We start from the raw sequence: 11187 nt of genomic DNA, 5'->3' as shown, positions 1-11187 counted from the left end.
TTCGACGGGCGCACTGGATATGTCAGAACCGCGATCGAAGCCGGCGTGCCCATCGTGCCTGCGGTGTCGATCGGAGGCCAGGAGACCCAGCTATTCGTGACCCGCGGCACCTGGCTGGCCAAGCGGTTGGGTCTGCCCCGACTGCGGGCGGAGATCATGCCGCTCACGATCGGTTTCCCGTTCGGCATGAGTGTGTTCTTCCCGGCCAATTTTCCGTTGCCGACCAAGATCATTTATCAGGTGCTGGAGCCGATCGACATCGTCGCCCAGTTCGGCGAGGATCCCGACGTCGACGAAGTTGACGCCCACGTCCGCTCGGTGATGCAGACTGCCCTTGACCGGTTGGGCCGCCAGCGGCGGTTCCCGGTGCTGGGCTGATCGAGCGATTCCCGGCATCGCTGAAGCCGGCGGCTCGGGTCATGACCTAGCCGAGGGACTGGACGGCGCGAGCGGTGGCCTGGCTTAGGCGAAGGATCCGCAGATCGCCGATCGGTGTGCCGCGCCCACGGTTGCACACCATCGCCAGGGCCAGATCGTGCTCGGGATCGGCAAAAGCGCCGGAGCCCCCGAACCCGAAATGGCCATAGCCGCGGGGGAACTGTTTGTGAAGAATCGGCAGCCGATGGTAGCCAAGGCGCCACTGCATGGTCATCACGATGACCCGGTCGCGTTGGTCGTTCTGGATCTCGGAGGCCTTGCGCACCGTCTCCTCGGAAAGGATGCGCACACCGCCCAGCTGGCCGCCGCCGACCGGTGAAGTCGCCGCGGCGTGCGCGGCGTACGGCCTCGATCATCGAAGCGGTCATGAACAGGTGGGGCACCTCGGTGGTACGCCAGCCGAACCAGAAAGCCAGGAACGTGGCGTAGCCCTTGCGTCCGAGTGGCCGAAATGCGTTGAGCGCATGAACCAACTCGACTGCCGCACGCATGAGCGGGCGGGGGTGCCGCAGCCTCACCTTATTTCCCATCGCCCCGGTACTGCTTGCAGCTTGTTATGCACGTCTTTGCGGGTATTGCAGCGCCACAACTCGCAAAGGGCCGACGTGGCCCACCGGCGGCGAGTTCCCCCGCCGGAGTCAGGCATTCCCCTTGATCCACGCCATCGTGAAGCGGTGCGTCTCGGCGATATGCTCGGGCACCTTGCTGCCGATGTGGCTCTCGATCTTGCCGCCGATAAAAAGGACTCTGACCGCCACCGTCGTGGTGTACTCCAACCTTGAACCGTCTCGAGCTAGCGTTAGCAAAGCCTCGGTGAGCACCGATAGCGGCACGCCCGGCGCCGTAGTGCTCATCTGGCCGCGAACCGGGCCACCTTCAACCGGAGTCCACTTCTCGTGGCGCACCATTTTCACATCGCCGCGGTGCAACTGGGTGACCATCTTGGGCAGCCGATCACCAAAAACGCTAAGCGTGGTGGCCACGGTGCCGTCGCCGTCGCCGTCGACGATCAGCGAATCCAGGATGTCAGTGCCGGCGTCGTACTGACCCAGCCGCGCCAGCCAATAATCCTCATCGCTGAACGCCGAATGAAATTGTTCGCATCTGAACGGGGATTCGGTTGACCAGCTGACTGTACGCGGCATAGCTGTGACGCTACCGCCTCGGCTGGCGCTCGAATCCCGCTTGCTCAGGGTGCCCCGGGTGAGACTCCGTGGGCGCACCGAGCGCGCCTCAACCGGTGGGGTTCGGTCGACGCAGTCAGCCCAGGATAGGGAAGCGGCGCTTGGCGGCCAGTTCGTCGAGCGTCTCTTGCATCACTTGACGCACATACTTGTCGACGCCATCGACGTCGGGATGACCTTTGAACTCTCCGGCGATGTCGATAGGCGGGAGCAACTGGGTCACGATCTTGGTCGGCAACGGCATGTTAACCGATACCACGAAGTTGAGCCCGAACGGGAAACCGAAGGTGATCGGCATAACGTCGGTTCGGGTCACTTTGTGCCACAGCTTGTTCAACCGAAGTGCGTGCAGCAGCCGGGTGCCGCGAGACAGGTAAATCTCGTTCTCCTGACCGCCGATGGACACCACCGGCAAGATTGGAACTCCAGCCGCGATGGCCGTGCGGGCGTATCCGGTGTGGCCGCCGAAGTCGATGACGTTCTCAGACCGGCTCGGCCGGTAGACGTCGTAGTCACCGCCTGGGAAGACGAGGACTAAGTGGCCGGCCGCCAGCGCCTTCTCGGCGTTGCCGGGGGTGGCGTGGATGACGCCGAGGCGCAGCAACAGGTCACCTTGCGGGCCGTGGAATATGGCGTCGTGGGCTAAGGAGTAGATCGGCCGGTCGTAACCGAACTTGTCGTAGAAGTCGACAACGAACACCTGCCAATCCATCGCGAATTCGCCGCCGGAGTGGTTCGACACGAGGAGACATCCCCCGGGCGGAATGTTCTCGAGGCCATGAACCTCTGAGCGGTAATACCGCTTAACGATCGGCCGGAGCAGACCAACCGCGATCTTGATCAGGCCAGGGTCCCATTTTATGATTTCCACACCGTCGAGGTCGGTCTCGCTCACGGCTACCCCTGTTCGCGGGCTGCGTCGCCTTGCCTGATGGTACTGGGGCCAGGATCAGTTCACGTGGTTTTCTGCTCGGTACCTTGCTTAACGCGCGGACATTATCGCCGCCTCATCGACATGACACGCTGATGAGTGCGACCTTCCCATCGAACCGTCCCATAATCTGCTGCTTCCCTTCTCGGCGGCGTACCAGACGCATGAACGCTTTGACGGTAAGTCGCCTGTGTCGGCGCTGGCAACGCTAGTCGAAATGGTCGTCCCGAACGAAACCATGGCAGGCTGACCTGTGAACTTACCGACCGCTAATTTGTTAGAGCCGGTGACGGAAATCGAACGCGCGTCCCACCTTGAGAAGCCTATTTGCAAGCGTTGCCGGAATTTATCGGTTCATTTCAGCTCGGCTTCGACGGGTTCAGAATGCTTCTGCCTCCAATTCGCCATACCGGTGCACCGCATTCCATTGCCCTCGAAGCGGTGAGCGGCCAGTTGTTTCGGCCAGCGTCGAGCGAGCGTCTGAATTGTCAGGCCTGCCGGCGCCCGGCACGGTGATTTCGGCTTCGCGGCCCTGGGAGACTGCGGATGACAGCCCCGATGTGCTCGCCGACCTATACGTGAACTTCCACCAGTTCGACCAAGTTGAGTTCATGATCTTCAAAGACAGGTTGAGTGCGGCGATCCTCGTCGCCACCTCGACTCGCCAATCGGTCGATAACGTGAAGGCCCAGTTCGAACAACAAAGGAAAGATGGCTCGCACCAAGTTCCTGGGTGGGAGGGTGAATCTGACATGGTGCTCGATGAGAAGTTGTTCATAGTTGAGAACGCCCAGGAAATCTCAATCGGCGCGACCATGCTCACCGCGGTGGCGGCGCTGGAGAGCCTGCTCAAGGACTTAGCACCAGATGGCGAGAAGTCGCGAGACGGCCTTAACCAGCTTGTGAAGGCATTCGTGCTCCGACACGACGCTACTTCCGATGAAGAAAACAAGATCATGGCAATGGTGTCGAAGGTGAGAAAACGCCGAAATACCTTCGCGCACAAGCTGACTGGCTCCTACCGGGCGACGGAAGAATTAGAGTTCAAGTTCGACATTGCCAGCATGCAGGACACGGTATTCACGGTTGGTGAGATCGCAATCGCCCTCAAGACGCTGATCGCGGATCAATAGTGACGATGACGGTGTACGCCGAATATCTCCCCGAGCAGGCGTCGGCGAACAACCTCCCAGAGCCACCCGCGCCCGAGAAGCGCGCGGAGCTCACGACGGACAACGTCGTATCGCTGCGGCGGGCCTAGGAGGCTTGTTAGCGGCCCGCCCGCGCCGCGTGCAAACCGCCGCTCGCCCGTTCAAGCCGCGTTCACGGCCCCGGCGAGCCGACACAGCGAAGCCTCTACAGGCACGACCAGGCGATTTTCAGTGCCCCCGGCACGACTCGAACGTGCGACCTAGGGATTAGAAGGCCCTTGCTCTATCCACCTGAGCTACGGAGGCAATGCGCAGGTCAGTCTATCTAATGGCATCGGTTGATCGGTTCAGTCGAACGCCACGCGCGCGAAAACCCTTCCCGCGCCATGATTATCGGTTATGGTGTGGATCTCGACACACGTACAACATCAGTTGGTAAACAACTGTTAACCGCAACGGAGCGTGTGCCTGACGTCGAGGGGTGGCGTTGACCATGGTCATGAACGTGACTTCGCGGTGCTCGCGGGCTGGTGCCGAAGCGCTGCGACAAGGAGCCCAGCTGGCGGCCGACGCCAGAGATACATTCCGGGCCGGCGCTTTGCTGCTGCGCGGCTCGCCGTTCGCCGTTGGCTGGGTCGCCGGCTGGCTTTCCACCGAGTTTCCCCCGCACGTGGTCACCGGGCATGCGTTGTCTCGGTCATCACGGCCGTCGATCGGCCGCGTCGGCACGACATGGGCCGCGCAGCGAGCGGATCAAGCCCTCACCGCCGCGCTCGAGGAGTCCTTCGGGCCAGGCTTCCGCGAACTGGTGTGTCATCCGACCTCCGTTCAACCCGCGTGCGCCCCCCGCACTGGTCTGTTGCGAAGGCCCGGGCCACACCAGCGGTACGCGGGACAGACCTCAGACATCTCCTACGGCCCGCGCGGACGCGACAATTTGCTCGACATCTGGCGACGCCATGACTTGGCGCCCGGGTCGCGGGCGCCGGTACTGATTCAGGTCCCCGGCGGCGCGTGGGCGGTCGGCGACCAACGCGTGCAGGGCTACACGCTGATGAGCCACATGGTCGAACTCGGCTGGATCTGCGTCTCGATCAACTACAGCAAGAGCCCGCGCTGCGCGTTTCCGACCCACCTCATCGACGTGAAGCGGGCGATCGCGTGGGTCCGCGAGAACATCGCCGACTACGGTGGCGACCCCGATTTTCTCGCCATCACCGGCGGCTCAGCGGGCGCCCACCTGGCCTCGCTGGCCGCTTTGACCCCCAATGACCCCGAGTTTCAGCCCGCGTTCGAAGACGCGGACACGACCGTGCAGGCGGTGGCGCCGTACTACGGCGTTTACGACTTCACCGACTTCGACAACATGCACGAAATGATGCTGCCGTTCCTCGAGCAGTTCGTGATGAAGGCCCGCTACGCCGACGAGCCCGAGCGGTTCAAGGCGGCTTCGCCGACTTCCTATGCGCACCGCCAAGCTCCGCCGTTCTTCGTGCTGCACGGCGAGAAAGACGAATTGGTTCCCAGCGGCCAGGCCCGGGCCTTCACCGCGGCGCTGCGGGAAGCCGGAGCCGCCACGGTGTCCTACGCCGAACTCGCCAATGCGCACCACGCTTTCGACATCACCCCGACGGTCCGGTCACGGCTGGCAGCCAAAGCCGTCGCGGACTTCCTGGGAGTTGTCTACGGCCGGCGCGCGAACTCATTACTGGATTTGTCGCCGCTGTCGGCGACCTCGGCCAGCTGAAGGCCAGCTGAAGGCCAGCTGAAGCGGCGAGCCGAAACTCCGCACAATTTCGAAGTCGGCTACCCGCCACGGGGTTTCGTCGTCGGACCCTGCGTCTCCCGCGGCAGCGACTGGATCCCCGCCCGGATGCTGCTTTCACCAGCGCGTCAACCCGACTAGCGTTGTGTTGGCAGCTGGGTTGGCAAGTCTGAGGCAGGAGGCTTGATCGGTGACTGAGTCCGTCGAGGGGGGTGGACTGCCCGACGAGCTGGGCGCGGTTGACTATCTGTTGCACCGCGGCGAGGCGAATCCGCGGACCCGGTCGGGGATCATGGCGCTCGAACTTCTCGACACCACCCCGGACTGGGACCGGTTCCGGACCCGCTTCGAAAACGCCTCCCGACGGGTATTGCGGCTGCGGCAGAAGGTGGTCGTGCCGACGCTGCCGACGGCCGCACCGCGCTGGGTGGTCGATCCCGACTTCAACCTGGACTTCCATGTGCGCCGGGTGCGGGTATCCGGAGCCGGCACCCTGCGCGAGGTGTTCGACCTCGCCGAATTGACCCTGCAGTCACCGCTGGACATATCGCGGCCACTGTGGACGGCCACGCTGGTCGAGGGCCTGGCCGACGGCAGGGCCGCGACGCTGCTGCACGTCAGCCACGCGGTGACCGACGGTGTCGGCGGCGTCGAGATGTTCGCCGAAATCTATGACCTCGAACGCGATCCGCCGGCCAGGCCGACGCCCCCACTGCCCATCCCACAGGATCTGACGCCCAACGATCTGATGCGCCACGGCATCAACCACCTGCCCATGGCCGTACTCGGCGGCGCGTTGGGCGCAGTGTCCGGCGTCGTTTCAGCAGCCGGGCGGGCCGTCCTGGAACCCGCGTCCACGGTTTCGGGGATCGTGGGCTACGCGCTCTCGGGTATGCGGGTGATCAACCGGGCCGCCGAGCCGTCGCCGCTGCTGCGCCGCCGCAGCCTGGCCACCCGCACCGAATCGATCGACATCCCGCTCTCCGACCTGCACAAGGCCGCAAAAGCCGGCGGAGGATCGATCAACGACGCCTATCTCGCTGGTCTGTGTGGCGCCCTGCGGCGTTACCACGACGCTCTCGGAGTGCCCATCAGCACCTTGCCGATGGCGGTGCCGGTGAGCCTGCGGGCCGACGCCGATACGGCCGGCGGCAACCGCTTCACCGGCGTCAACCTGGCGGCACCGCTGGGTACCACCGATCCGGTCTCGCGGATGAAGAAGATTCGTGCGCAGATGACCCAGCGCCGTGACGAGCCGGCGATGAACATCATCGGTTCCATCGCACCGCTGCTGAGTGTGCTGCCGACAGCTGTGCTGGAGGGGATCACCGGGTCGGTGGTCGGCTCGGACGTGCAGGCCAGCAACGTCCCGGTCTACCCGGGAGACACCTACATCGCCGGCGCAAAAGTCTTGCGGCAGTACGGTATCGGCCCTCTACCCGGCGTGGCGATGATGGTGGTGCTGATTTCCCGGGGTGGCTGGTGCACCATCACCGTGCGCTACGACAGGGCGTCGGTGCGGCAAGAGGCGTTGTTCGCCCAGTGTCTGCTGGAGGGTTTCAACGAGATCCTGGCCCTGGCAGGTGATCCGGCGCCGCGTGCGGTGCCCGCTTCATTCGCTGAACCGGCCGATTCGGCGAATCGATCGGTGTCCGGCTCATGAGCGCCTCCGAACAGCGCGAGGCGCGCAAGCCGGCCCGGGATCTGCAGTTGCCCGGCTCGGTCGCCGAGATCCTGGCAAGTCCTGATGGCCCGCGGATCGGTGCATTCTTCGACCTGGACGGGACGCTGGTGGCCGGCTTCACCGCCGTCATCCTCACCCAGGAGCGTCTGCTGCGCCGCGACATGGGGGTGGGAGAGCTGCTCAGCATGGTTCAGGCGGGCCTGAACCACACCCTCGGCCGTATCGAGTTCGAAGACCTCATCGGCAAGGCGTCGGCGGCGCTGGCCGGGCGACTCATCGACGACTTGGAGGAGATCGGCGAGCGGCTGTTCGTCCAGCGGATCGAGTCCCGGATCTATCCGGAAATGCGGGAGCTGGTGCGGGCGCACGTGGCGCGCGGCCACACCGTGGTGCTCAGCTCGTCGGCGCTGACCATCCAGGTCAATCCGGTGGCGCGCTTCCTCGGGATCTCCGACACCCTTACCAACAAGTTCGAGATCAACGAAGACGGATTGCTCACCGGCGGCATCTTGAGGCCCATCTTGTGGGGACCGGGCAAGGCCGCCGCGGTCCAGAAGTTCGCTGCCGAGCACGACATCGACCTCAAAGACAGCTACTTCTACGCCGACGGTGACGAGGACGTCGCCCTGATGTACCTGGTGGGCAATCCACGGCCGACGAACCCCGAAGGCAAGATGGCGGCCGTCGCTCGGCGCCGTGGCTGGCCGATTTTAAAATTCGACAGCCGCGGCGGTGTGGGTTTTCGGCGGCAGATACGCACACTTGCCGGCTTCGGCTCCATGCTGCCGGTCGGGGCGGGCGCTGTGGCGATGGGCGTGCTGACCGGCAGTAGGCGGCGCGGCGTCAATTTCTTCACCTCCAACTTTTCCCAGGCCGTGTTGGCGGCCACCGGAGTGCAGCTGAATGTCAGTGGGAAAGAAAATCTGACCGCGCAGCGTCCGGCCGTCTTCATCTTCAACCACCGCAACCAGGTTGACCCGATCATCTCCGGTTCGCTGATACGCGACAACTGGGTTGCCGTGGCCAAGAAAGAATTGGAGCGTGACCCGATCATGGGCCCGCTCGGCAAGCTGCTGGACGGTGTGTTCATCGACCGCGACGATCATGGCGCCGCGCTGGAGACGATGCAGACGGTCGAAGAGCGAGCCAAGGCCGGACTCTCCATTCTGATGGCCCCGGAAGGCACGCGGCTGGACACCACCGAAGTCGGGCCATTCAAAAAGGGGCCCTTTCGTCTCGCGATGGCGGCAGGGATCCCGATCGTACCGATCGTGATCCGCAACGCGGAGATCGTCGCCTCACGCAACTCGACCACGATCAATCCAGGCACGGTCGATGTCGCGGTGTTTCCGCCAATCGCGGTCGACGACTGGACCGTTGACACGCTGGCAGATCACATCGCCGAGGTACGCCAGCTCTACCTGGATACTCTGGCGGACTGGCCGGTCGACGAGCTGCCGCAGTTCGGTCTGTATACGCGCGCCAAAAAAGCCGCGCCCAAGAAAGCCAAGGCCCCCGCGAAAAAGACTGCAGCCAAAAAGGCTCCAGCGAAGAAGGCTTCCGTAAAGAAGGCGCCTGCGAAGAAGGCGCAGCCGAAGAGCCCGGCCAAGACGAATCCGAACGAATCCGAGGTCGCTCTCAAAGACGGTGATGCACAACAGTCACCCGTGGGACGGCCGTGACCGAACCGGCCGCAGACACCAGCGCTGTTCTCACCGCGCAAGATTCGCTGGTGCTCGCGTCCATGGAGACTCCGGTCGAAATGCAGCTGGTGATGGATTGGCTGGGCCGGCAGCGGGCCCGAAATCCGGACGCAAAGTTCGACGTATTGCGGCTGCCGTCCAGCGATGCACCGCCGACGGCGCTGACCGCGCTAGTGGGGCAGCTCGAGTCCGGTGAGGACCGTTCCGTCGTGCCGGTGCGGGTGTTCTGGCTGCCGGCGCCGGATCGCGGCAGACTCGCCAAACTGGCCGGGCTGCTGCCGGGCCGAGATCCCTACCAGCCCAACCAACGTCTGCAACGTCGCATCCTGGATAAGGATCCCCGCCGCGCGCGGGTGGTGGCCGGCGACCCGGCCAAGGTGTCCGAACTCCGCCAGCAGTGGCGTGACACCACCGTCGGAGAGGACGAGCGCGATTTCGCCCAGTTCGTCACGCGCCGGGCGTACTTGGCGATGGAAAGAGCCGAGTACCGAATCCTCGGACCGCAGTACAAGTCCCCGCGCCTGGTGAAGCCAGAGATCTTGGCGTCCACGCGGTTTCGTTCCGGCCTGCAAAAGATCCCGGGGGCAACCGTCGAAGAAGCCGGGAAGATGCTCGACGAACTCGCGACCGGGTGGAGCAGAGTGTCCGTCGACCTGGTTGGCGTCCTCGGCAGGGCGCTCAGCCGCGGCTTCGAACCAGAGATCGATTACGACGAGTATCAGGTCGCGGCGATGCGTACCGGGCTGGAAGCTCATCCGGCGGTGCTGCTGTTTTCGCACCGGTCCTACATCGACGGCGCGGTGGTCCCAGTCGCGATGCAGGAGAACCGGCTGCCGCCGGTGCATGTATTCGCCGGTATCAACCTGTCGTTCGGGGTGATGGGGCCGTTGCTGCGACGCTCCGGGGTCATCTTCATCCGCCGCAACATCGGCGAGAACCCGCTCTACAAGTACGTCCTGCGCGAATACGTCGGCTACATCGTGGAGAAGCGGTTCAACCTGAGCTGGTCCATCGAGGGCACACGTTCGCGTACCGGCAAGATGCTGCCACCCAAGCTCGGTCTGATGTCGTATGTGGCCGACGCCTACCTGGACGGCCGGAGCGAAGACATTCTGCTGCAGCCGGTGTCGATCAGTTTCGATCAGTTGCACGAGACCGCCGAGTACGCCGAATACGCTCGTGGCGGTGAAAAGACGCCCGAGGGGATCGGCTGGCTGTACAACTTCATCAAGGCGCAGGGCGAACGCAATTACGGCAAGATCTACGTCCGGTTCCCCGAAGCCGTCTCGATGCGGCAATATCTGGGTCCGCCGCACGGTCAGCTGGAGCAGGACAAGGACGCCAAACGTCTTGCGCTGCAGAAGATGTCGTTCGAAGTCGCGTGGCGGATTTTGCAGGCGACACCGGTGACGGCGACGGGTTTGGTGTGTGCGCTGCTGCTGACCACTCGCGGGGCGGCGCTCACGCTCGATCAGCTACACCACACGTTGCAGGATTCGCTTGACTACCTCGAGCGCAAGCAAACCCCGATGTCGACCAGTGCGCTGCGGCTGCGCACCCGCGACGGTGTGCGCGCGGCGGTCGACGCGCTGTCCAACGGACATCCGATCACCCGCATCGACGGCGGCCGGGAGCCGGTGTGGCGCATCGCATCTGACGACGAACACGCGGCGGCGTTCTACCGCAACTCGGTAATACACGCGTTCCTGGAGACCTCGATCGTCGAGCTGGCGCTGGCGTACGCCGCGCGCGCGGACGGTGACCGGATGGAAGCGTTCTGGTCCCAAGTGATGCGGCTGCGGGATCTGCTGAAATTCGATTTCTACTTCGCCGATTCGGCGGCGTTTCGCGAGAACATCGCCGAAGAGATGACGTGGCACCAAGATTGGGAATCGCACGTCGCCGCCGGGGGAGACGAGATCGACGCCCTACTGTTTGCCAAGCGCCCGCTGATGTCGGACGCGATGTTGCGTGTGGTCTTCGAGTCGTATGAGATCGTCGCCGACGTGTTGCGCGATGCCGCGGCCGGCATCGGCGACAAGGAACTGACCGACCTGGCGCTCGGCGTCGGCCGTCAGTACGTGGCGCAGACTCGGGTCCGCAGCAACGAGTCGGTGTCGACGCTGCTGTTCGCCACCGCGCGCCAGGTCGTTGCCGACCAGGACCTGATCGGACCCGGCCCCGATCTCGCCGAACGGCGCGTCGCGTTCCGGCGGGAATTGCGCGACATCGTCCGCGATTGCGATTACGTCGGGCAGATCGCACGCACTCAATTCGTCTCGCGCGAGGCAGAGGCACTTCAAAAGGCACGGGCAAGCCGAGCTGAGTAGT

At 64.1% G+C, this 11187-nt stretch carries 9 protein-coding genes, 1 tRNA gene and 1 pseudogene; 7 read left to right on the top strand and 4 right to left on the bottom strand.

The genetic code is table 11. From position 1 onward, the window contains the following. Positions 1–378, top strand: a pseudogene (locus ACLP9N_RS32785) (glycerol acyltransferase); the annotation flags it as partial. 46 nt (positions 379–424) lie between these two features. Here ACLP9N_RS32785 and ACLP9N_RS32780 read toward each other — a convergent pair. The 3 genes from ACLP9N_RS32780 to ACLP9N_RS32770 all read right to left on the bottom strand — a co-directional run bounded on the left by ACLP9N_RS32780 (position 425) and on the right by ACLP9N_RS32770 (position 2517). Beyond that, on the bottom strand, positions 425–727 hold the full coding sequence (locus ACLP9N_RS32780) for a serine hydrolase (RefSeq protein ID WP_442411288.1): 303 nt from the start codon (positions 725–727) through the stop codon (positions 425–427). 349 nt (positions 728–1076) lie between these two features. Beyond that, entirely contained in the window at positions 1077–1583 is a 507-nt protein-coding gene (locus tag ACLP9N_RS32775; protein WP_442411287.1) for a DUF2505 domain-containing protein, read from the bottom strand. A gap of 115 nt (positions 1584–1698) precedes the next feature. Continuing rightward, complete coding sequence (locus tag ACLP9N_RS32770) at positions 1699–2517, bottom strand: lysophospholipid acyltransferase family protein (RefSeq protein WP_442411286.1); 819 nt, start codon at positions 2515–2517, stop codon at positions 1699–1701. Between the two features lie 521 nt (positions 2518–3038). Between ACLP9N_RS32770 and ACLP9N_RS32765 the strand changes: the two genes are divergently transcribed. Both ACLP9N_RS32765 and ACLP9N_RS32760 read left to right on the top strand, forming a co-directional pair. After that, entirely contained in the window at positions 3039–3686 is a 648-nt protein-coding gene (locus ACLP9N_RS32765) for a hypothetical protein (protein WP_442411285.1), read from the top strand. Positions 3687–3691: 5 nt separating this feature from the next. Next, the gene (locus ACLP9N_RS32760; RefSeq protein WP_442411284.1) at positions 3692–3814 is read left to right on the top strand and encodes a hypothetical protein; all 123 of its coding nucleotides are present in this window, start codon (positions 3692–3694) and stop codon (positions 3812–3814) included. A gap of 122 nt (positions 3815–3936) precedes the next feature. Here the strand turns inward: ACLP9N_RS32760 and ACLP9N_RS32755 are convergent. Continuing rightward, a tRNA-Arg gene (locus tag ACLP9N_RS32755) sits at positions 3937–4010 on the bottom strand. A 187-nt stretch (positions 4011–4197) separates the two neighbouring features. Here ACLP9N_RS32755 and ACLP9N_RS32750 point away from each other — a divergent pair. The 4 genes from ACLP9N_RS32750 to ACLP9N_RS32735 all read left to right on the top strand — a co-directional run bounded on the left by ACLP9N_RS32750 (position 4198) and on the right by ACLP9N_RS32735 (position 11186). Then, entirely contained in the window at positions 4198–5451 is a 1254-nt protein-coding gene (locus ACLP9N_RS32750; protein WP_442411291.1) for an alpha/beta hydrolase fold domain-containing protein, read from the top strand. 208 nt (positions 5452–5659) lie between these two features. After that, positions 5660–7132 carry a WS/DGAT/MGAT family O-acyltransferase gene (locus ACLP9N_RS32745; RefSeq protein WP_442411283.1) on the top strand — a complete coding sequence of 491 codons (1473 nt, stop codon included), beginning with the start codon at positions 5660–5662 and terminating at the stop codon, positions 7130–7132. Beyond that, entirely contained in the window at positions 7129–8835 is a 1707-nt protein-coding gene (locus tag ACLP9N_RS32740; RefSeq protein ID WP_442411282.1) for an HAD-IB family hydrolase, read from the top strand. Before ACLP9N_RS32745 ends, ACLP9N_RS32740 begins: the two co-directional genes overlap by 4 nt. Then, positions 8832–11186 carry a glycerol-3-phosphate 1-O-acyltransferase gene (locus tag ACLP9N_RS32735; RefSeq protein ID WP_442411281.1) on the top strand — a complete coding sequence of 785 codons (2355 nt, stop codon included), beginning with the start codon at positions 8832–8834 and terminating at the stop codon, positions 11184–11186. Before ACLP9N_RS32740 ends, ACLP9N_RS32735 begins: the two co-directional genes overlap by 4 nt. Position 11187: the final 1 nt, after the last annotated feature.

The sequence above is a fragment of the Mycobacterium sp. genome (assembly GCF_052144515.1).
Classification (GTDB): Bacteria; Actinomycetota; Actinomycetes; order Mycobacteriales; family Mycobacteriaceae; genus Mycobacterium.
The sequence above is the reverse complement of the archived record's forward strand: the minus strand, read 5'-3'. Positions and strand labels throughout refer to the sequence as shown.